Genomic DNA, 20,020 nt, shown 5'->3' with positions numbered 1-20,020 from the left:
ATGCCACGGCGCATCGAAATCGTTGAAGTCGGCCCGCGTGACGGGCTCCAGAATGACCCGGTGCTGATGCCCACGGAGGTCAAGATCGAGTTTGTCGAGCGGTTGATCGCGGCGGGCGTAACGCGGATGGAAGCCGCAAGCTTTGTGCACCCGAAACTGGTGCCGGCGATGGCGGATTCCGACGAGGTCATGCAGCGCGTACCGCGCCGGGACGGAGTTAAATATATTGGCCTCGCGCTCAATGAGCGTGGCATGCGCCGGGCTCTCGATGCGGGATGCGACGAGGTCAACTTCGTCATGGTCGCCTCGGAAGGATTCGGCAAACGCAATCAAAATGCGACGCCGGAAGAAACCGCAGACCTGTTCGACAAAATCGCTGTGCTGGCGCAAGACGATGGCGTGCCGGTCTCGGTGACGATCTCGGTGGCGTTTGGAGATCCCTTCGATGGCGAGGTTCCGGTGGACACCATCGCGATGCTGGCGGAACGCGCCGCGAAAGCCGGGGCGATGGAATTGGCGCTGGGCGATACGATTGGTGTAGCCACGCCGTGGGATGTCCGCGAACGTATCGATGCCGTTCGCGCGGTGGTGCCGGACATCCGCCTGCGCATGCATTTTCACAATACGCGCAATACCGCGCTGGCGAATGCCTACGCTGCGGTCGAGTCGGGTGTGGACGTGATTGATGCCTCCGTCGGCGGAATAGGCGGCTGCCCCTTTGCGCCGGCGGCGACCGGCAATGTGGCCACGGAGGACATTGTCTACATGTTCGAACGCGGCGGGTTCGAGACCGGGCTGGATCTGGGCAAGTTGATCGAAACCGCAAAATGGCTGGAAACCGAAGGGCTCAAACACCCGGTTGAAAGCATGCTGTCGAAAGCGGGCGGATTTCCAGGCTAATTTTTCAAAACCGCTCGGGCGAGAATGGCCAGCGTAAGGAATGGCGCGACGATTATGGTTGCCGCCCGGCCCAACAGGGTTTCATCGAACTTCCAGAAATAGCGCACGAAGCTTTGTGCTTTCGCCCATTCAACCGCCATGGGGCTAGCTGCGCTGGTGGCCCCGACATGATGCACAATCGCTTCGGGCACAAACCAGACGCGTTCCGCCCGGCGACACAGATCAATATCCTCGACATGAAGGAAATAGGCTTCATCAAAGCCGCCCAGCGCATCGAAACCGGCTTTCTGGATCGCAAACCCGGCACCAGAAATGGCGTCGACCTGTACAGGAGCAGCGGGCACCGAATCCTTTTCGCGGCCGAAAGGCTTGGCAAGACCCAGCGCAGCCAACCCGGTGAAGGTCGCAATTGCACGCCAGAGGGTCAGCTCGCGGCGGCGCGAACCGCTTTGTTCTTTGCCATTGGCATCGAGAATACGTGCGCCCGCAATGGCCGTTTGCGGCTGGTCCTTGAGCGCCGCTAACAACGCATTGACGGCACCGGATTCGGGCCGGGCATCAGGATTGATGAAGAACAAATGCGCGCTGCTTGCTTGCACCGCTCCCAGATTACAGCCTTTGGCGAAACCGAGATTTTCATTTGTCCGGATTACGGTCAGCTTGTCATGAGTCCCGGCCAGCTGATCTATCTTTGCCCGCAAGCCCTCCGGGTTTTCGTGATCGACCAGAATGATTTCGGCGATATCGGGGTCGGCGATCAATGAATTGAGACCGTCCAGCAAGACCGGCCCGGTCTGCCAGCTGACCATGATGGCGCTGACAGAGGCCGCGGTCATGCCTTGTCCGGTCTGGCGGAAAGGAAGGTCGTGCCGGCAATCGCCACGGCGAGCGCGGCATTGTGCCATTCCTGCCAGATGCCATAGCTGAAGAAGACGAAGCTGAAATAGGCAACAGCGACCCAGGCGATCGCGGCGGCTTGAACCCGGGACAGATAGCGGGCTCCGGCGATCCGCCCGCCCACCATCACAAGGGCAAAAGCCAGAAGAATGGACCCGAAAGCGCCGGTCTCAAGCCAGACATGGATCGGCGCATTATGCGGATGCAACGGCAAGAGCTGGTGTTCCAGCCCGCGCATAATTTCGACCCCGTCCAGGACACGTGAGGCATCCAGCCCCCAACCCAGCCAGGGCCGCTCTGCAAGCCGGTCACCCGCAAACTGCCAGACGTTCAAACGCGCCTCCCAGGAAAAGGGGAGAGCATCCATCACGCCCTGGGGCAGGATTTGCGCCAGCGAGGGCAGGATAAGGGGTGTCACTACAAAGGCGCCCGCAATGCAGCCAAAGACGGCTGACAAAACGCCGCGCGGCCAGAAATAAGCCAGCGCCGCAATGCCAGCCGCCAATGCAAAGGCCAGCGTGTTTACATAAAAGCCGAAACCAAGGGTCGTCATTCCAACGATTGCCAGTAAAAGCAGACCAATTAGTGGGCCGCCTTCCCGCCAGGCGAGCGCAGCCGCGGGTCCGGCAAACAAGACCAGTGGCAAGACGCCATGGCCTAGTGTGCGCATGGCCTCAAACTGGACTTCCGGTGTGGTCGGGTCCTTGTTTTCCGCGCCGGTTTTATAGGCAATTGTGGAATCCATATTGTTGACGAACTCCGAAAACAGGTAGAGCGCCGCAGTGAAGGTCATAAACAGGAAGGCCGCTTCGGCGCGCGACTTCCACTTCCCTGTCAGGTTCGACAGGGCAAACGCAAAAGCGGCATAGATCGGGACTCCGACCAGGAGTTTTATCGCCTGATCGGGGCGTTCATAAGGCGACCAGGTCCAGCTCAAGGCCGCCCAGAGCAGGAAAAGCACACCCAGCAGAACTTCCCAGGGTGGATCTTTCTTCAATGCCAAAATCTGCCGCCAGGGCATGGCGATGATCCCGGCGAGCGCGACGATCGGCGGTATGGGCAGGCCGCCGGACCCCGCGCCCAGCCCACACAGGAAAAGGAAGATAACCGCCGCAATTCCGGCCCGGGCCTGGCCCTTATCGGATGCGGCAGTTACCATGTCCTCATCAGCCCCGTTTGAGATCTGGCGGCGTGGCCTCATCGGCCAGCTGGGCAGCGGCCACATCCAGATCGAGGATTTCCTGTTGCTTGTTACCCTCGCCCAGGAAGCGGAGGGCCACCTTGCGGTTCTCGGCTTCGCGGGCGCCGACAACGGCAATCACCGGCACTTTGCCGACCGAATGTTCGCGGACTTTGTAATTGATCTTCTCATTGCGCGTATCCGCTTCGACGCGAAGTCCCGCCTTCTTGAACACCGCGGCAACCTCTTCGGCATATTCATCGGCCTCGGATGTGATCGTCGCGACCACGACCTGAAGCGGGGCCAGCCAGAGCGGGAATTTGCCCGCATAATGCTCGATCAGAATGCCCGTGAAACGCTCCAGCGAGCCAAACAAGGCCCGGTGTAACATGACCGGCTGATGCTTGGATCCGTCTTCACCTGTATAGGCAATATCAAAGCGGGCGGGCAGGTTATAATCCACCTGCAACGTACCGCACTGCCAGTCGCGGCCAATCGCATCGCGCAGCACAAATTCCAGCTTCGGACCATAAAACGCGCCCTCACCCGGATTATAGGAAAACGGCAAGCCCGTCGCTTCCAAAGCGGCTTTCAAGGCCGCTTCGGACTTGTCCCAGGCCGCATCATCGCCGACCCGCTGTTCAGGACGATCCGAGAATTTGATGGCGACGTCATCAAAGCCGAAATCCCGATAAATATCGAGAATAAGATCCACCACACGGATGCACTCTTCCTGCAGCTGCTCCGGCGTGCAGTAGATATGCGCATCATCTTGCGTGAAGTGGCGAACACGCATCAGGCCATGCAGAGCCCCTGATGGCTCATAGCGATGCACCTTGCCAAACTCGGCCACCCGCATCGGCAAGTCGCGATAGGATTTCTGGCCATGCGCGAACACCTGAATGCCGCCCGGGCAATTCATAGGTTTAAGCGCATATTTGCGCTCGTCAGCCGCCAGCAGCGAATACATGTTCTCGCCGAATTTGGCGGCGTGGCCCGAGGTTTCCCACAAGCCGTAATCGAGCATGTCCGGCGTATTGATTTCCGTATAGCCAGCGGCTTCCTGACGACGCCGCATATAGTTGATCAGTGACTGGAAGAGCCGCCAGCCCTTGTCATGCCAAAAGACGGCACCGGGCCCCTCTTCCTGCATATGGAACAGGTCCATATCGCGACCAAGATTACGGTGGTCGCGCTTGGCAGCCTCTTCCAGGCGATGCAGATGGGCTTTCAGCTGTTTGTCATCCGCCCAGGCCGTCCCGTAAATGCGTTGCAGCATGGCGTTGCGATGATCGCCGCGCCAATAGGCACCGGCCACCTTCATCAGCTTAAAGGCTTTGCCGATCTTGCCCGTTGAGGGCAGGTGCGGTCCGCGGCACAAGTCAATCCACTCGCCCTGGCGATAGATCGTGATGACCTCATCTTCCGGCAGATCGCTGATCAGCTCGGCTTTGTAGTCCTCGCCAATGCTCTTAAAGTGGGCAATCGCGTCATCGCGATCCCAGACTTCGCGCACGAAGGGCAGATCGCGATCGACGATCTCGGCCATGCGCTTTTCGATCGCTTCGAAATCCTCCGTCGAGAAGGGCTCTTCGCGGGCAAAGTCATAATAGAAGCCATCTTCAATGGCCGGGCCGATTGTGACCTGCGTGCCGGGGAAGAGCTCCTGCACGGCTTGCGCCAGTACATGGGCGGCATCATGCCGGATCACTTCAAGCGCTTCGTCCATGTCGCGGGTGATCAGCTCGACCTTTGCGTCGCCTTCCAGCGGGCGTGTTAAGTCCCATTCCTCGCCATCGACTTTGGCAATGATCGCCTTTTTGGCGAGCGATTTCGAAATGCCCTCTGCGAGGTCCATCGGGCTTGCGCCTTCGGGGAGTTCCCGGACCGCGCCATCGGGCAGCGTTACATTGATCATATTTCTTCGTCCTGTTGTTCGGACCGGCCGTTTGAAGGCTTCCTAGCCGCTTCGCGCGGCAGGCGAAAGCGGTTAAGTGCCCACCAGGGCACGTCATTCAGTTTTTCCGGTGCTGGATCAAAGCCATGCGTGCCCCCCGGGCGGCATCTTGCAATGCGTCCCAGCGTTAACCAGATACCCCGCCAGGCCCCCTGCTTGCGCACGCAATCTGCACCATAGGCCGAACAGGTCGGCTCATGACGGCAGCGCACGCCCAGCGCATAAAATACCGGCGAGAGCGTCCATTGATAAACACGCACCGCCGCGATCAATATCGCGCTGAAGGGTCTGAACGAGGCTTCGCTCATGGGTTTGTTGATCCTGATCACCGGGTTTTCGACCGGCTGTGTATAAAACTTTGTTCGGTTTGGGAATTTCCGGACCGGCGGGCTGGTGTCTGCTGGCTTGGCAGACGCCACCGGCCCTAGCCGGTTGCGGTGGTCAGGGTTGTGGTATCAAGCGCTTGTTTAAACGCCTCTTCGGCGGCCTCAAAGGCCAGCCGGATGGACGCATGGCGCGCGGGATAATCACGCGCGCTTTCCAGAGCCGACAAGCCGGCAAACCGGCCTTCCGGGGCGGGGGCGCCTTTCAGCATGGCGGCCAGCGCCTCGCGGGCGTCGCGAATATCGTCGACGGATGCGCCGATGGCATTCGCGCCCAGCAGGGACGCGGAAGCCTGCCCCAAGGCGCAGGCTTTGACCTCGAGGCCGATTTCAGCAATCCGGTCGTTTTCCAGACGCAGGCTGACTTCCACCGCGGACCCGCAAAGGCGGGACACACGGCGCGCGGAACCGTCGGGCCGGTCGAGCCGTCCGATATGCGGAATCTCCGCGGCGAGCCTCAAAATCTCGCTGGAATAGAGCGCGTCTTTCATCGCGGGGCAGGATATAAGCCAATTGTGGCGGAAGTGCTAGCTTCTTACCCCAACCGCCAGGTAGACCCTTCCGGCGCATCCTCGACCTGGATTTTGCGGGCGACCAGCTCATCGCGCAGGGCATCGGCCTTGGCGAAGTCTTTGGCCTTGCGAGCCTCGGCGCGATCGGCAATCAGCTGATCGATTTCGGCGCGTTCAGCTTCCGACAGGCTATCAATTCCAAACCACGCATCCGGAGACTCATTCAACAGCCCCAGAGCCTGACCGCCAGCAAGCAGAGCCCCCGCGGCTTTGGCCCGATCCGCCTCACCTTCAGCGCGGTTGGCGTCTCCCGCCAGAGCAAACAAAGCCGCTAGCGCTTTGGGCGTGTTGAGATCATCATCCAGAGCTGCCTCGACCGTTTCCGGCACGTTGCCGGGCTCAGCTTTGATGCGGCGCAAGACGCCATAAAGCCGGTCAAGCGATTTTTGCGAGCGTTCCAGCAACGCATCCGTCCAGTCGAGCGGCGCGCGGTAATGCCCTGTCAGTAGCGCATAGCGGAGCACCTCGCCGGGCCAGTGCTCGATCAACTCATGCACCAGTTTCACATTGCCCAGCGATTTGGACATTTTGGTGGAGTCCATCGATAAAAAGCCATTGTGCAGCCAATAGCGCGCCATCGGCCTGCCGCCATGGGAGCAAACCGATTGCGCGATCTCGTTTTCATGATGCGGGAAGGTGAGATCGATCCCGCCGCCATGAATGTCGATGGTTTCGCCCAGATGCTTTTCTGCCATGGCCGAGCATTCGATATGCCAGCCCGGACGGCCACGGCCCCACGGGCTGTCCCAGCCGGGTTCATCATCCTTGGCGGGTTTCCACAAGACAAAGTCGGTCGGGTCTTTCTTGTATGGCGCGACTTCAACGCGCGCCCCGGCCATCATATCGTCCAGATCGCGTTTGGAGAGCGCGCCATAATCGTCAAAGCTTTTCACCGAGAAGAGAACATGGCCTTCCGCCACATAGGCATGGCCGCCCTCGATCAGCCTGGCGATCATGGCGATCATCTCGCCAATATGGTCCGTGGCATGGGGCTCGATCGAAGGCAGCGAGACGCCCAGCGCGTCCATATCCGCGCGGTAGATATCGGCGTATTTGTCCGTGATCTCTTTCATGGAGGCCCCGGTCGCCTTCATCGTCTCGATGATCTTGTCCTCAACATCGGTGATATTGCGCGCATAGACGACCCGATCCGCGCCAAAACGGCGCTGGAGTGCGCGGAACAATACATCGAAAACCACTGCCGGGCGGGCATTGCCGATATGGGCGTAGGAATAAACCGTCGGGCCACAGACATACATCGTCACCCGCTCCGGATTGCCCGGTTCGAACACCCTTTTGGTGCCGGTCAGCGTATCGTGAAGATGTAATTCGGCCATAACAGCCCGTCCTATCGTTTTGATCAAAAAGCGTATAAACTGGAGCCAGCCCTATGGACGGCGCGATTTCACGCCCTACATAGCGGTCTCGCAATGATTGCGAAACCGGAAGAACAACGGGCGGCTGCTTAAACCCATGCGTCCAGTACTTCGGTCCGGAAACCGGAACTAGACCGGCTGCGTATACAGCCGTAACCCGAAAACGGAAGGATCATGGATAACATGGACGCCAAAACCCCAGCCGAATTGCGCCCTGAAACGCAAACGCCTGTCCGCCCCAGCCGCGAGGAAGCCGAAGCCGCTGTCCGCACACTGCTGGCCTGGGCCGGCGATAACCCCAATCGCGAAGGCCTGATCGATACGCCCAAGCGCGTGGTCAAAGCCTATGAAGAATGGTTCTCGGGCTATAAGGCCGATCCGGCCAAGGAACTCGCCCGCACCTTTGAAGACGTGCAGGGCTATGACGATATGGTGATGCTCACCAATATCGATGTGGAGAGCCATTGCGAACACCACCTCGCCCCCATCATGGGCGTCGCGCATGTGGCCTATCTGCCGCGCAAGGCCGTGGTCGGCATCTCCAAGATTGCCCGCGTAGTGGAGATCTACTCCAAGCGGATGCAGACCCAGGAAACCATGACGGCGCAAATCGCTGACACGCTGATGGAAGCGATGGATGCGCGCGGTGTGGCCGTGCTGATCGATGCCAAGCACCAGTGCATGACCACGCGCGGCGTGCATCACCCGAACGTCTCGACGGTGACGACCACTTTCGCCGGTGAGTTCAAATCCGACGATGATCTGCGCGGCCGCTTTATGAAGATGGTCGAGCGCGCGTCTTAAGCTCCGGATCTTTGATCTACGAAAATGCGGAGCGGTCCACTGGACCGCTCCGTTTTTTTGTTCCGGCTAGATCAACAATCGTTTCCAGAAGACGACTTTGTCGTCGCCTTCTAACCAAAAGTCACTAATCCGGGCCTCTTCTTTGTAGCCGTTCTTTTTGTAGAATTCGCGTGTTGGCGCGAAGGTTTCCATGCCCGACGTGTCCACGATCAAGAGCCGTTGACCGGATTCGGAGAGATGTCTCTCAAGCATAGCCACTAGATGGCTGCCGATGCCTTGGCCTTGCAATTTCGGGCTAATGGCGATTGCTCGCATATTCCAAACCCGGTCTGTATGGGGCTCGGGTTCAGCGAAGCAAAACCCAACGATCTCATGATCTAGTTCCACGCTTAGCCAATGTTCCTGGACATGCGTATCCGAAAGAAATCCGGACAACATGCCGGCCAGAAATTCGCCTGGAAACAATTCCGTTTCATCCAGTACGGTTTGCAGCGCTGGAATATCTCCAGCGCTGGTAGGTCTGATATTCAATGTTCTATACCTTTTTGGCCCCGAAGGGCGGAGAGGCTGACGGAGTGCGAAAGCTGCAGGCAGCCAAAAAACGCAGCGAACGAAATTTCAATCGCTGCGAACCTTTTCAAAGACCCATGCTATGGGGTCAGCGGTTTCCCGCAATGGTGAACATAAAATCTCCACACCCGCCGGAATAGCGGGCATGGGATGATTAAGCTGGATGCTTGATGTACGCAATACGGGCACCTAGTCGCTGTATCAGTCGACGTCCTCCTACCCTGAGAGCGTGACGGGGCGGACAAGTTCAGCTAACCCGCTGACATGACCGCCCCGATCACCCTCATTGCCGAACAAAAAGGCCTGCGGCTGGACCGCTGGCTGGCAGACGAGATTGACGAGTATTCGCGCTCGCGCCTGAAGGCGTTGATCGAGGGTGAAAACCTCACCTGCAATGGTGAGGTAATGTCCAATCCGGCGCACAAGACCATTCTCGGTGCAGAATATGTACTGACCGTTCCGGCGCCCGTTGCGGCTGACCCAACCCCTGAAGACATTCCTCTGGATGTGGTGTTCGAGGATGATCATCTGATCATCGTCAACAAGCCGCACGCCATGGCGGTGCACCCGGCCGCCGGCAACTGGACCGGCACACTGGTGCATGCCCTGCTGCATCATTGCGCGGGCTCGCTGTCGGGTATTGGCGGGGTGGAGCGCCCCGGTATTGTCCACCGGCTGGACAAGGATACGTCCGGGCTGCTGGTCGCCGCCAAGGATGATCAGACGCATAATGGCCTCGCCGAACAGTTTGCCGAGCACTCCGTTGAACGCGCCTATATCGCCTTTACCCGCTCGTCTCCGGAACCGCGCGAAGGCCGGATCAAGACCCGCATTGCCCGGTCGGATCAGGACCGCAAGAAAATGGCGGTGGTGAACGATCCGCACAGCCTGGCCGGCAAGCTGGCGATCACCAATTACAAGACGCTGGCGACCTATGGCCGTGAGGGCGGGGCGATGCTCGGCCGGTCGCTGGCCTCCAAGGTGGAATGCCGTCTGGAAACCGGCCGCACCCACCAGATCCGCGTGCATATGGCGCATATCGCAGCTCCGCTGCTGGGTGACCCCACCTATGGGCGCGGGCGGGCGCAGAAGCTCAAAGAGCTGGATGATGGCCGCGCCTTCAAGGACTTCCGGCGTCAGGCGCTTCATGCCTATGAGCTGGGCTTCAAACACCCGATCACCGGCGAGGCCCTGCATTTTACCTCGGACTTGCCCACGGACATGCAGCGTCTGGAGAAGTTTCTGGAGACGCTCTAACGCGTGAGAGGTTTTCTGTCCCCTCACTTTCCAAAAACCTAGGCTGCCTCGCGCCGGAGAAATGCCCAGAAATTATCATTCGTTGGCAGGTTGGCAGACCCCGGAAAATCAGACGCAAAACCCGCCTTTGCCGCCATGTTGGCCAGCGATTGCGGTGTAAAATAATTCACATGATCAGGCAGACGGATGCCGCACCAGCCAGACTTCATGACCGCCGCATTCCAGGAGCCGAAATTGGGCACTTTGATAATCGCAACACCGGATGGCTTCATGACACGGGCCAGCGCTTCCAGGACCGGCAGAGGCTTGGCCTCATGCTCGAGGTAGGAGTTCAACATCGCGCCATCGAACAGGTTGGGCTCGAACTGACCCAAGCCTTCTGCCGACGGCGCGTGGACGCAAAACCCGCCGCGCTTTCTAAATTCCGCGTCAGCTTCAGCGGCCAGAGACTTAGAAATTTCAACGCCATAGGGCGTGTACCGGTCCGGCAGCGCCAGCCCGACCTTGCCATTGCCGCATCCGATATCGACGATATTGCCCCCTGGAACGAGTTTTTCCAGGAAGGTCTTGGTCTCCGGACGCGGAAACATGTGCAGACGCCATCGCGTTTTCTGATCCAGCCATTGCACGATGGGCTGTTTTTGCTTGCGGCGCTTGGCTTCGGCGACGATGGCTTTTTCCCAGGAATACAGCTCCGAGAGGTCTTCGTAGGACGCCGCTGCCGTCAGATAGGCAAAACCGCACTGGCCACACTCGCCGATCACCCAGGGATCCCGTCCAAGGCCGAGATCTTTCGGCTGATCCGCTCCGCAATTCGGGCAATTGCGCGCAATCGGGGTCAGTTCCGCATCCATGCTTGGCCTCAATGCCTCCGCCGCGTAGTGTCAGCCTGTCGCTAGGGGGTCGGTCTGCGGGTGTCAAGCGGCACCGCCCGGCGGAAGGGGCAGGGTAAAGCATGGATATTGCCGAACGGCCGACCGGGGCCGTCAAGAAGCCGGGCGGCACCGCCGCCATGGCTTTCATAATCGCCACGGTGCTGATTGATGCTCTGGCCTTCGCCCTGATCATTCCGGTGCTGCCCGCCCTTTTGATGGAGCTGACCGGACAAGGCCTCGGCCCGGCCGCCGCCTGGGGTGGGTTGGCGACCTTTATTTTCGCGATGGCTCAGTTCTTCTGCTCACCCGTGCTGGGCGGATTGTCAGACCGGTTTGGCCGGCGCCCCGTTCTGCTGATGTCACTGGCCGCGCTTGCGGCGGATTTCCTGCTGATGGGGCTGGCCCATGCCCTTTGGGTGTTTTTCGGCGCGCGTCTGCTGTCGGGCATTTTTGCGGCGACTTACGCCACGGCGACCGCTTATGTCACTGACATCACCCCCTCCGAGAACCGCGCCCAGCGCTTTGGCTGGATTGGTGCGGCGATGGGGGTTGGCTTCGTCATTGGCCCGGCCATCGGCGGCTTGCTGGGAGAGCTGAGCCCGCGGGCGCCGTTTTTCGCCGCTGCCGCTTTTGCCGGCATCAATGCGGTGTTCGGCTATTTTGCCATGCGGGAATCCCTGACCGATGAAAACCGGCGGGCTTTTTCCTGGCGGCGTGCCAACCCGTTTGGAACCCTCTTGCGCCTGTTCCGGATCGAGGGGTTGGGCACCACGGTTGTTATCTTCTTCTTCGTCAATCTGGCGGGCTTTGTGTATCCGGCGATCTGGACCTATGCGCTGATGGCAAAATTTGGCTGGACCGAAAGCCAGGTGGGGATATCCCTCGCCTATTACGGTGTCATCTTCGCGGTCAGTCAGATCGTGATGGTGCCTTTCCTGCTAAAACACCTCGGCGAACGACGCGCCATCTGGGTGTCCATCGCGTGCCAGATCACCACGCTGACCGTCGTTGCCACCGCAACGGCGGGCTGGCAGATCTATCTCATTCTCAACCTGGCCCTTATCAGCAGCATTTTCGGACCTGCGATGCAGAAAATCATGACCGAGCGGGTGGCCTCTAACGCGCAGGGCGAGCTGCAGGGCGGGCTGGCGGCCTTGAACGGCACGATCCTGGTGATCAGCCCGCTCATCTACACTCAGCTGTTTTCCGTGTTCGAAAGCGGTGAGTTGGGCGTGCGTTTTGCGGGTGCGCCTTTTGTGATGGCAGCTGTGTTCAGCCTGACCGGGCTTGTCTTGTTTTTATCGCGGCGACAGATCGAAAAGTCTTGAGGCGGTCAATCCAACTCGACAAAGCCGGACGGGGGCGCTTTCATACTGCGAGGTAAAACCAGTCGAGATGTCCATGTTGCGTCTTTTTCTTCCTTTCTTCCTGCTCGTTTTTTCCGCACATGCCGATGACAATCATCCACGCCCGTTCTCCGATGAGGCTGACGCGCGCGCTGAGGTCAACGCGGCGCTCGCGCGCGCAGCCGTGAACAACATCCGCACCTTGATCGTTTTCGGTGCCAACTGGTGTCATGACAGCCGCGGGCTGGCGAACCATTTCGCTCAGGAAGACATGCAGACCCTCCTCACAGAGAACTATGAGCTGGTCTGGGTTGATGTCGGCTGGCGGCACCGGCATCTGCCGCTTTTGCGGGATATGGGCGCTTACACCATTTATGGCACGCCCACTGTCTTGATCATTGATCCGGACATTGGCCTGGTGAACCGCGATACCATGCACACATGGCACACCGCCTATTCACGCGATCATGCTGATGTTGTCCGCTACTTCCAGCGCATGGCCTTTACGCGGCCCGCCGGCGGCGTGGTTGAAAACTCCAGGACCTATGCCCGCCTGGTCGATCAGATCAATGAGTGGGAGGCGCGCGAGGGGGCGCGTTTGTCTCTCGCCTATCTCGAAATGCAGAATTGGCGCGAAGCAATGGATGAGCACTATGACCGCGCCGGTCAGGACGACGAGTCAACGCGTCTTGTGACCGAATTCCAGACCGTCGAGGCCGCTATTGATGCCCAGCGAAACCGCATGCGCCAGGACCGGTCAAATCTGTATACGCAAGCGCGCGAAACTGTCCGCGATGCCTTGTTCGAACTCGGCTCGAACCTGACACCGGAACTGGCCGAACAGCTGGACGCCAGCGCTCCGGAAATCGAACTGGATTATCCCGATTACAGTGCCCGGACCTGGCCCTGGGAAGAAGAAGGCTGGGCGTTTTGATCCGCTGGATTGTCACCCTTCTCCTCGGTGCGGTCACCGGTTTGACCTCCGCACTCTGGCTGTCCGGCTGGACGCCGCTGGACCCACCCGGTCTTTTTCAGGCCATCGAAGTTGACGATTGGCGCAGCGATGCGGCAATCGGTTCAGACGCTGCTGATCCTTACACCCGCGCCTATGTTGCCCGGCGGGGATTGCTGGGACTGCGGCGCGAAGAAGCGACCTATTATCTGCGGAATGTTGATGATGACGGCGCGCAGCTGAGTGAAAACTGCGCCTATGTCATCGAAGGCGAAGCCCCGGCGGCTCGCTGGTGGTCGGTGACGCTTTATGCCAGCGATTATTTTCTCGCCCAGAACACCGATGACGCCCATTCTGCTGATGCCTCCCGCCTGCCCGTCGACGAGGACGGCCTGTGGCGCGCGACCATTCAGGCGGAGAATCCGGGGGATGGTTCTTTCTGGATTTCCAGCCGCTATGCCGGTGAGTTTGATCTCCTCTTCCGTCTCTACAATGCCAGCGAAGACGTGCTGAACACCCCAGAAGATATTCTGGTAGCGCCGAATATTGTCCGGCTGGGATGCCAGGAGGGCGGCGCATGATCCGGTATCTCCTTGCCTTCCTTGTTGCTGCCGCAGCGGTTCACGCCGCCACCGTCTGGTATCTGCCACGGCTTGCCATGAACACCGCCATGGATCGGCTTGCGAGTATCGGGGCTGCGACCAACCAGATCGCGCACGTGCCCCCAACCGATGAAAACAGCCGGCGTGTCGTAAGGCCTTCGCCAGACCTATTATATTCCATTTGCCTGTTAGACGTTTCCAATGGTCCGGTGCGCGTCCGGGCTGCCGATTGGGGCGGCTACATGTCGCTCGCAGTCTTCAGCGGCAACACTGATAATGTATTCACCCGCAATGACACCGAGATCGACGGTGATATCGAAATCACCATCGGGGACGGCGGTGATGTCGATCTGGGCAGTGCCACGGGGATTGCGCTGATCCGCCGGCTGGCCCCGGATGAGGACACGATTGCCGAAGCGGATGCCGTTCGCCGGTCCCGCGACCTCTGCGACGAGGTCTGATCGTGGCGGATCCGGCCGATATTGCGGTCTTTGCCTATGGTACACTTCAGTTGGAACGCGTTCAGACCGAGCTCTTCGGGCGTCTTCTCGACGGCCATGCCGACAAATTGGCGGGTTATCGTCTGGAGCCTTTTCAGATTACCGATCCGGATGTAATCGCCACCAGCGGCAAGGCGGTTCACACCATTGCCGTTAGGTCGGACGATCCAACTGATACGATTGACGGCCATGTTTATTTCTTGACCCGGGCCGAGTTCGAGACAGCCGACGCCTATGAAGTCGACCCCGATCGGAGCGAGGTCGAATTAGCTTCGGGCCAAACCGCCATTATTTATATCAAACCGGAATAATTAGACCGATGACTACCCTTCCCTACGCTGAAGTTCACGCCTTTTCCGATGGAGAAACACCTTTTACCGGCAATCCGGCAGGCGTTTGTATGCTCGATAAATTTCTGCCTGATGATCAGCTTCTAGGGGTCGCTGCTTCGAACAATCTCTCGGAGACAGCGTTTTTGGTTGCCGATGGCCACGATCACTGGCAGCTGCGCTGGTTCACCCCCGCTGTGGAAGTCGATCTGTGCGGGCATGCCACTTTTGCCTCCGGGGCCTGGGTGTTCGCGCAAGAATTGGTTCAGGGCGAAACCGCCCGTTTTTCAACTCGCTCCGGCGAATTGCGAGTCTCACACTCTGGCAGTGACCAATTCAAAATGGACCTACCGAAAGTCGGTTTTGAGCCGGCAATCGCGAATCCTGCGGTGGTCGACGCCCTCGGCGCGGGATCGCCCGTGGAAGCTCTGAATGTCGAGCGCGTTCACGGCGCCGGGTATCAGATGCTGGTGTTTGAAGACGAAAACGCCATTGCCGGCATGACACCGGATTTCGGTCTGATTGCCAGAGCCAATATCAATGTGATTGCTACGGCGCGCGGCGAGACCGCAGATTTCGTCTCGCGGTTTTTTGCCCCCGCGTCAGGCGTTGCGGAAGACCCTGTCACCGGCTCAGCCCATTGTACACTTACGCCGTATTGGGCGGATAAGTTCGGGCGGAAACGGCTGACAGCCCGCCAGATCGGGCCGCGCCCCGGGGCCCTCACGGTTGAATCAAGGGACAGCCGCGTCCAGTTAAGCGGACGGGCTGCCCTTTATCTTCAAGGCGAAATTCGCCTCTAGTAGCGGTAGTGGCGCGGGCGCGACCCGTAGCGGTATCCGCGTCCCCGATGCGGACGGTCATACCAGCCATGTCCGCGACCGTAGTGAACAACTACATCAATCGGGATCTGCCGGCCGCGGCGGTTCACGCGGAAAAAGTCGCCATAACGATTGGTGTAGACAATACCGGGTGTTCCGCGGCGCGCGCCGGAACCCCGCTCAAAGCCGCGATGACGTTCCCAACGGTCAGGAACATAGGTCCAGGAACGCGGTGGACATTCGATGACGCGGCGGTCACGGCGGTCTTCGCGGCGGTCCCACCGGCCTTCATTGTACCGGGAATCGCGCCGGTCTTCCCGCAGATCCGGGCAGGAGGCGGCATTCAGATGCCAGGTCCCTGCACTGGCTTCGGGTGCAGCAAAAGCAGCGAGCGACAGGAACCCCGCAGCGGACAGAATTTTCGCAATGTTGTTCATCTTCGAATCTCCAGATGCGACGTCCCATTCGCAGGTCGGGGCTTAGCGGAGTTAAGCTGTATCGAAGTTGAACGGCCGGTTCAGGAAACCTGCAAAGACATACGCTCGCCGTTTTTGGGTCATAGACCGGTGTCGATTGGGCCGTTAGGCTCAAGCCGTGCAGGGACAGGCAAGATCAGGGGATATTCGATGCGCATCTTTGCGATGATAGCCTTTCTTTTCATTCCGTTCAGCGCAACGGGGTTGGCGGATGAGGCGGACCCACACCTGTCGTCCGATGAAATTAGCCGCTGGCTCCGGATTGTTCAGGTAAAGCCCGGTATGGGCGGTCAAACCACCCAGCCCGTTCCCGCAGAATTCCGGGGCGATGACAGCTGCCGGTGGGCCAATGACAATGAATGCGATGATCCGCGCTATGGCACCGGAGCCTGCCGCGAGAACACCGATTATTCCGACTGCTGGCGCATTCTGACGGGCGCAGAGGACGATAGCTGCCGTTGGGCGAACGACAATGAATGCGATGAACCCGGCCTGGGCACAGGCGCATGTGTGCAAGGCACCGACTCGACAGATTGCGGCGATATTGTTGCGCTCCGCTTCCAGACGGATAGCTGTGAGACGGCCTTCGATGGTGTTTGCCAGGAGCGCGCGCATGGTGGCAATGGCAGCTGTGCCCGGCGCACGGACCGGGCGGATTGCCTGGGCCGCGAACGCCCGCTGACGATATTCGACCATTATTTCGGGTTCGACGATCGCGTTTTCATGGACACGTCGATCTTTCCCTGGGTCGTGGTGGGCCAAATCCACCTCGACAGCGGTGGAGCCTGTACCGCAACCCTGATTGGACCGGACGTGCTGGTCACCGCGGGCCACTGCATAGCCGGGAGCAACGGCGTGAACCATTCCGGCCGATTTGAAACCGGCTATGGTTTGCCCGGCGGGCCCCGAACGGCGCGGATCACGGACCATTTCATGTCGCCGGGCTGGAATGCGGAACGCTATGCTTCGACGGATGAAATTGATGGAACGGACTGGGCGCTGCTCCGCATCGATCGCCGGCTAGGAGACGAGCTGGGCTTTGTCGGAATACGCGCGCTGGTCAATGAAGCAGGCAATCGTGCTGCGCTGAATGCCGACATCTACCAGGCCGGCTATAGCCACGATACGGGTGAGCATCTGTCTGGCAATGAACGCTGCCGTATGATCACGATCTATCCCGATAATACGATGGCACATGAATGCGATACAACACGCGGGGATAGCGGTTCGCCCTTTATGATCCGCGAGGGCAATGAGTATTTCATCGTTGCCACCGACTCCAATTTCCGGCGCAACCCGAACGGCCCCTACATATACATTGCCGCCCGCTCGGACGAATGGGTTCCCTATTATGAGGACTTCCTGTCTGGCCGTTTGGGCCAGACGAGGCGGCCCTCCGGTGGACCCGGTCCGGTCAAGCCGGGTATAGGTGGCGATCCAGGCAGTGGCCTTGCCGGTGGCGGCACCAACCCCTTTGCTCCGGCCGGACCCAAGGCGGAATAATGCATGCAGGCTGACGGGCGGGGATATCTATTTCTGGGCGGGGCCGCAGTGTTGGCCCTCGGCTATTTGCTGACGCAGTTCGGATTGCCGGTTGAGGGCTATCCGCGGGTGGCTCTAAAAGCCTCCGGGATTGTCTTTCTGGCCATCTATGCGGCCCGTCGGCAAGCCTTTCTGCTGGCGCTGGCGCTGGCAGCCTCAGCGGTCGGCGATGCCATGCTCGCACTAGAACCTGCCCGAATGACGCTGGGTATTCTCGCCTTTGGGGCGGCGCACATCCTTTATGGCTGGATTTTCCTGCGGGTGATCCGGATGCGGGGCCTTCGTGGCCTGACCGGCTATGTCCTTGCCGCAATCATTGCCATTGCCGGGGTGGTCATCCTGTTATGGATGCAGCCCGGCATGGGCGACCTGGCTATCCCGGCCACCGCCTATAACGGCATCATCGTCGTCATGGCCGTGCTGGCTGCGCTCTCAAAAGCGCGTTGGTTGGCGGTGATCGGTGCCTTGCTGTTTGTCGGTTCTGATACGCTGATCGCGCTTAATCTGTTCCAGAATTACGATCCCGCCTGGCGCGGGCCAGCCGTCTGGATCAGCTATGTCGCCGCACAGTTCTGCCTTTTGTTCGGGCTGATCCACGAAAAGCCGGAATAGGCGTAGCTAGAACTCCCGGACAATCGAAATATCAAAGCGCGAATCGCCCTCCTCAAAACCGGGGAGCGGTTCAAATTCGTGGATGTAGCGCCAAGAGGCTTCCACTGCCCAGGCTTCGCTGAGCGCCGTGATGAAGGCGAAGGTCTGTTCAGCGCGAGCCGATTCCGCAATCAACACGGTTGTATCTGACGTAAAACGGCTGGTTTCGGTGATCTGCCAACCGAATTCTGATCCCAGATCCAGCGCAAACTGGCTTTCCGATTGACCCACCACCGGCACCAGATAGCGGATACCCGGACCGGCGCGGAGGACCCATTCCTTGTCTTCCGGCAAGGCCGGCCGGTAGGCCGCGCCAGCGCTCAGGAAAGCGGTATAGTCAAAGCTGGAAAGCTGATCCTGATCAAACTCTCCGCCGAGGAAAAGACTCCAGCGATCGCCCAGAGAGCGTTCGCCGCGCGCATCAATTCCCAGCTGATCGCGGGAGGTGGCGCCACCGGATTCGGAATAGGCATAATCAATGCTGCCGGTGAAACCCCATTCGGCGAGATCGCGCTCAACATCGAGCCCCAGCGAATAATCCTGTTGATCGGAATTGCCGGAGTCCACCCGCAAGCCCGCAGACACCCGGCCTGACCAACCGGAAATGGGTGGCAGGAAGGCAAAGCCATTGTCTGCCTCCGCCTCGGGCATAATAGGGACGTCGTCCTCGCTGGCCGGCGCAGGCGGTAATTCCAGATCGACCATCTGTTGCACGCCGATATCCGCCGCGATGAAACGATTTTCTGCCAGTACCAGTCGCTGTGGGTTGATTTCTGCCAGAGCGTCCAGCACCGAGGCCGCACCACCCGGGGCAACGCGTGCCATCAGATCAACAGTTTCGGCAAACGCTTCATCGCTCTGGCTTTCCGCCGCAGCCGCGAGCAAGCGGCGATAATCCTCAGACAACGCCTGACCGAAGGCCGGGCTGGTGATGGCAAAGGCCAGTCCAACAAGAATTACGCGCAAAAACATAGGTCCCGCTCCATATCTGGGGCGAGACCTAGTTTGAACGTCTTGAGTTGTCGAGGGAGGCTTACGCCTCTTCGGCCATCAGGCCTTGCTCGGCGGCCGCCTTTTTCATGGCGATCTGCAGCTTTTCAAAGGCGCGCACTTCGATCTGACGGATACGTTCGCGGCTGACGCCGTAAACCTCCGCCAGTTCTTCGAGCGTTTTGGGCTCATCGGTAAGCTTGCGCTCCTGAATGATGTGACGCTCGCGATCATTGAGATCAGACATCGCATCCTGCAGCAGCGTCATGCGCTGATCGAACTCATCGGTTTCCGCCAGCTCGGCTTCCTGATTGACGGCGTCATCATCTTCCAGCCAATCCTGCCATTCGGCATCACCTTCAGCCGCCTTCAGAGGCGCGTTCAGCGACGCATCCGGGCCGGACAGGCGGCGGTTCATCGAGATGACATCATCATCCGTTACGCCCAGCTTGGTTGCGATGTCTTCCACCTGATCCGGGGTCAGATCGCCATCATCCAGCGCCTGCATTTTCGACTTCATGCGGCGAAGGTTGAAGAACAGCTTTTTCTGAGCAGCGGTGGTGCCCATTTTCACCAGCGACCAGGATCGCAACACATATTCCTGGATCGAGGCGCGGATCCACCACATGGCATAGGTCGCCAGGCGGAAGCCCTTGTCCGGGTCGAATTTCTTGACCGCCTGCATCAGGCCGACATTACCTTCGGAAATCACTTCCGCGATCGGCAGGCCATAGCCGCGATAGCCCATGGCGATCTTCGCCACGAGACGCAGGTGCGAGGTGACCAGCTTTTCAGCCGCGCCGGTATCGTCATGCTCCTGCCAGCGCCGGGCGAGCATGAACTCCTCTTCCTTTTCAAGCATGGGAAATTTCCGGATCTCCGAGAGATACCGGTTCAGCCCGTCTTCGGGAGAAAGCGACAATGTCATGGCGTTCGCCATATCCGTCCCCTTAAATCTAACCTTGGCCCTAGTTAGTGAGCGGGTTTGGGAAATACTAGGGTTTCACGGCGTTGTGATGCTAGGGGAATATACGCCGCGC

General features: G+C 59.4%; 22 protein-coding genes. 11 read left to right on the top strand and 11 right to left on the bottom strand.

Translation table 11 applies throughout. The features are described from left to right. Positions 1–900 (top strand): hydroxymethylglutaryl-CoA lyase, encoded by a 900-nt coding sequence (locus ACO079_RS12310; protein ID WP_421790471.1) that lies wholly within the window; start codon positions 1–3, stop codon positions 898–900. Here the strand turns inward: ACO079_RS12310 and ACO079_RS12305 are convergent. From ACO079_RS12305 to cysS, 6 genes are all read right to left on the bottom strand, one after another. Next, positions 897–1,736, bottom strand: coding sequence for a glycosyltransferase (locus ACO079_RS12305; RefSeq protein ID WP_421790469.1), 840 nt, complete (start codon positions 1,734–1,736; stop codon positions 897–899). The genes ACO079_RS12310 and ACO079_RS12305 overlap by 4 nt on opposite strands. Next, positions 1,733–2,956, bottom strand: coding sequence for an O-antigen ligase family protein (locus ACO079_RS12300; RefSeq protein WP_421790467.1), 1,224 nt, complete (start codon positions 2,954–2,956; stop codon positions 1,733–1,735). Before ACO079_RS12300 ends, ACO079_RS12305 begins: the two co-directional genes overlap by 4 nt. 7 nt (positions 2,957–2,963) lie before the next feature. After that, positions 2,964–4,895 (bottom strand): threonine--tRNA ligase, encoded by a 1,932-nt coding sequence (thrS, locus tag ACO079_RS12295; RefSeq protein WP_421790465.1) that lies wholly within the window; start codon positions 4,893–4,895, stop codon positions 2,964–2,966. Then, a complete protein-coding gene (gene yidD, locus ACO079_RS12290) occupies positions 4,892–5,242 on the bottom strand; it encodes a membrane protein insertion efficiency factor YidD (RefSeq protein ID WP_421790463.1) in 351 nt (116 codons plus the stop codon). The genes thrS and yidD overlap by 4 nt, the downstream gene beginning before the upstream one ends. 116 nt (positions 5,243–5,358) lie before the next feature. Then, positions 5,359–5,808 carry an iron-sulfur cluster assembly scaffold protein gene (locus tag ACO079_RS12285; protein ID WP_421790461.1) on the bottom strand — a complete coding sequence of 150 codons (450 nt, stop codon included), beginning with the start codon at positions 5,806–5,808 and terminating at the stop codon, positions 5,359–5,361. A gap of 44 nt (positions 5,809–5,852) precedes the next feature. Further along, the gene (gene cysS, locus ACO079_RS12280; protein WP_421790459.1) at positions 5,853–7,226 is read right to left on the bottom strand and encodes a cysteine--tRNA ligase; all 1,374 of its coding nucleotides are present in this window, start codon (positions 7,224–7,226) and stop codon (positions 5,853–5,855) included. Positions 7,227–7,448: 222 nt separating this feature from the next. On the opposite strand from cysS, the gene folE reads away from it, so the two are divergent. After that, entirely contained in the window at positions 7,449–8,069 is a 621-nt protein-coding gene (gene folE / locus ACO079_RS12275; protein WP_421790457.1) for a GTP cyclohydrolase I FolE, read from the top strand. A 66-nt stretch (positions 8,070–8,135) separates the two neighbouring features. Here the strand turns inward: folE and ACO079_RS12270 are convergent, their stop codons facing one another. Beyond that, the gene (locus ACO079_RS12270) at positions 8,136–8,600 is read right to left on the bottom strand and encodes a GNAT family N-acetyltransferase (protein ID WP_421790455.1); all 465 of its coding nucleotides are present in this window, start codon (positions 8,598–8,600) and stop codon (positions 8,136–8,138) included. 303 nt (positions 8,601–8,903) lie between these two features. Between ACO079_RS12270 and ACO079_RS12265 the strand changes: the two genes are divergently transcribed. After that, positions 8,904–9,896: an RluA family pseudouridine synthase gene (locus ACO079_RS12265; RefSeq protein WP_421790453.1), complete on the top strand. Its 993-nt coding sequence runs from the start codon at positions 8,904–8,906 to the stop codon at positions 9,894–9,896. A gap of 38 nt (positions 9,897–9,934) precedes the next feature. Here ACO079_RS12265 and ACO079_RS12260 read toward each other — a convergent pair whose 3' ends face one another. Then, positions 9,935–10,750 carry a class I SAM-dependent methyltransferase gene (locus ACO079_RS12260; RefSeq protein ID WP_421790451.1) on the bottom strand — a complete coding sequence of 272 codons (816 nt, stop codon included), beginning with the start codon at positions 10,748–10,750 and terminating at the stop codon, positions 9,935–9,937. A gap of 101 nt (positions 10,751–10,851) precedes the next feature. On the opposite strand from ACO079_RS12260, the gene ACO079_RS12255 reads away from it, so the two are divergent. From ACO079_RS12255 to ACO079_RS12230, 6 genes are all read left to right on the top strand, one after another. Then, on the top strand, positions 10,852–12,099 hold the full coding sequence (locus ACO079_RS12255; RefSeq protein ID WP_421790449.1) for an MFS transporter: 1,248 nt from the start codon (positions 10,852–10,854) through the stop codon (positions 12,097–12,099). A 73-nt stretch (positions 12,100–12,172) separates the two neighbouring features. After that, positions 12,173–13,051 (top strand): thioredoxin family protein, encoded by an 879-nt coding sequence (locus ACO079_RS12250; protein WP_421790447.1) that lies wholly within the window; start codon positions 12,173–12,175, stop codon positions 13,049–13,051. Further along, positions 13,048–13,650 carry a DUF1214 domain-containing protein gene (locus ACO079_RS12245; protein ID WP_421790445.1) on the top strand — a complete coding sequence of 201 codons (603 nt, stop codon included), beginning with the start codon at positions 13,048–13,050 and terminating at the stop codon, positions 13,648–13,650. The genes ACO079_RS12250 and ACO079_RS12245 overlap by 4 nt, the downstream gene beginning before the upstream one ends. Beyond that, entirely contained in the window at positions 13,647–14,132 is a 486-nt protein-coding gene (locus ACO079_RS12240) for a DUF1254 domain-containing protein (RefSeq protein WP_421790443.1), read from the top strand. Before ACO079_RS12245 ends, ACO079_RS12240 begins: the two co-directional genes overlap by 4 nt. A 2-nt stretch (positions 14,133–14,134) precedes the next feature. Continuing rightward, a complete protein-coding gene (locus ACO079_RS12235) occupies positions 14,135–14,482 on the top strand; it encodes a gamma-glutamylcyclotransferase family protein (protein WP_421790441.1) in 348 nt (115 codons plus the stop codon). An 8-nt stretch (positions 14,483–14,490) separates the two neighbouring features. Continuing rightward, on the top strand, positions 14,491–15,303 hold the full coding sequence (locus ACO079_RS12230; protein ID WP_421790439.1) for a PhzF family phenazine biosynthesis protein: 813 nt from the start codon (positions 14,491–14,493) through the stop codon (positions 15,301–15,303). Here ACO079_RS12230 and ACO079_RS12225 read toward each other — a convergent pair. Beyond that, complete coding sequence (locus ACO079_RS12225; RefSeq protein WP_421790437.1) at positions 15,300–15,758, bottom strand: hypothetical protein; 459 nt, start codon at positions 15,756–15,758, stop codon at positions 15,300–15,302. The two genes, ACO079_RS12230 and ACO079_RS12225, sit on opposite strands and share 4 nt — an antisense overlap. A 189-nt stretch (positions 15,759–15,947) precedes the next feature. Between ACO079_RS12225 and ACO079_RS12220 the strand changes: the two genes are divergently transcribed. After that, on the top strand, positions 15,948–17,300 hold the full coding sequence (locus ACO079_RS12220; protein WP_421790436.1) for a trypsin-like serine peptidase: 1,353 nt from the start codon (positions 15,948–15,950) through the stop codon (positions 17,298–17,300). A 3-nt stretch (positions 17,301–17,303) separates the two neighbouring features. Beyond that, a complete protein-coding gene (locus ACO079_RS12215) occupies positions 17,304–17,951 on the top strand; it encodes a lysoplasmalogenase (protein WP_421790434.1) in 648 nt (215 codons plus the stop codon). 6 nt (positions 17,952–17,957) lie between these two features. Here ACO079_RS12215 and ACO079_RS12210 read toward each other — a convergent pair whose 3' ends face one another. Then, positions 17,958–18,962: a DUF481 domain-containing protein gene (locus tag ACO079_RS12210; protein WP_421790432.1), complete on the bottom strand. Its 1,005-nt coding sequence runs from the start codon at positions 18,960–18,962 to the stop codon at positions 17,958–17,960. A gap of 61 nt (positions 18,963–19,023) precedes the next feature. Further along, positions 19,024–19,920 (bottom strand): RNA polymerase sigma factor RpoH, encoded by an 897-nt coding sequence (gene rpoH / locus ACO079_RS12205; protein ID WP_421790430.1) that lies wholly within the window; start codon positions 19,918–19,920, stop codon positions 19,024–19,026. Positions 19,921–20,020: the final 100 nt, after the last annotated feature.

It is taken from the genome of Hyphobacterium sp., assembly GCF_965228115.1.
Classification (GTDB): Bacteria; Pseudomonadota; Alphaproteobacteria; order Caulobacterales; family Maricaulaceae; genus Hyphobacterium.
This window is presented reverse-complemented; position numbering and strand designations above follow the sequence as displayed.

Coding starts and splice junctions, on each gene's coding strand:
- ACO079_RS12310 (WP_421790471.1), top strand. CDS start 1: ATGCCACGGCGCATCGAAATCGTTGAAGTCGGCCCGCGTGACGGGCTC.
- ACO079_RS12305 (WP_421790469.1), bottom strand. CDS start 1,736: ATGACCGCGGCCTCTGTCAGCGCCATCATGGTCAGCTGGCAGACCGGG.
- ACO079_RS12300 (WP_421790467.1), bottom strand. CDS start 2,956: ATGGTAACTGCCGCATCCGATAAGGGCCAGGCCCGGGCCGGAATTGCG.
- thrS (WP_421790465.1), bottom strand. CDS start 4,895: ATGATCAATGTAACGCTGCCCGATGGCGCGGTCCGGGAACTCCCCGAA.
- yidD (WP_421790463.1), bottom strand. CDS start 5,242: ATGAGCGAAGCCTCGTTCAGACCCTTCAGCGCGATATTGATCGCGGCG.
- ACO079_RS12285 (WP_421790461.1), bottom strand. CDS start 5,808: ATGAAAGACGCGCTCTATTCCAGCGAGATTTTGAGGCTCGCCGCGGAG.
- cysS (WP_421790459.1), bottom strand. CDS start 7,226: ATGGCCGAATTACATCTTCACGATACGCTGACCGGCACCAAAAGGGTG.
- folE (WP_421790457.1), top strand. CDS start 7,449: ATGGACGCCAAAACCCCAGCCGAATTGCGCCCTGAAACGCAAACGCCT.
- ACO079_RS12265 (WP_421790453.1), top strand. CDS start 8,904: ATGACCGCCCCGATCACCCTCATTGCCGAACAAAAAGGCCTGCGGCTG.
- ACO079_RS12260 (WP_421790451.1), bottom strand. CDS start 10,750: ATGGATGCGGAACTGACCCCGATTGCGCGCAATTGCCCGAATTGCGGA.
- ACO079_RS12255 (WP_421790449.1), top strand. CDS start 10,852: ATGGATATTGCCGAACGGCCGACCGGGGCCGTCAAGAAGCCGGGCGGC.
- ACO079_RS12250 (WP_421790447.1), top strand. CDS start 12,173: ATGTTGCGTCTTTTTCTTCCTTTCTTCCTGCTCGTTTTTTCCGCACAT.
- ACO079_RS12240 (WP_421790443.1), top strand. CDS start 13,647: ATGATCCGGTATCTCCTTGCCTTCCTTGTTGCTGCCGCAGCGGTTCAC.
- ACO079_RS12230 (WP_421790439.1), top strand. CDS start 14,491: ATGACTACCCTTCCCTACGCTGAAGTTCACGCCTTTTCCGATGGAGAA.
- ACO079_RS12225 (WP_421790437.1), bottom strand. CDS start 15,758: ATGAACAACATTGCGAAAATTCTGTCCGCTGCGGGGTTCCTGTCGCTC.
- ACO079_RS12220 (WP_421790436.1), top strand. CDS start 15,948: ATGCGCATCTTTGCGATGATAGCCTTTCTTTTCATTCCGTTCAGCGCA.
- ACO079_RS12215 (WP_421790434.1), top strand. CDS start 17,304: ATGCAGGCTGACGGGCGGGGATATCTATTTCTGGGCGGGGCCGCAGTG.
- ACO079_RS12210 (WP_421790432.1), bottom strand. CDS start 18,962: ATGTTTTTGCGCGTAATTCTTGTTGGACTGGCCTTTGCCATCACCAGC.
- rpoH (WP_421790430.1), bottom strand. CDS start 19,920: ATGGCGAACGCCATGACATTGTCGCTTTCTCCCGAAGACGGGCTGAAC.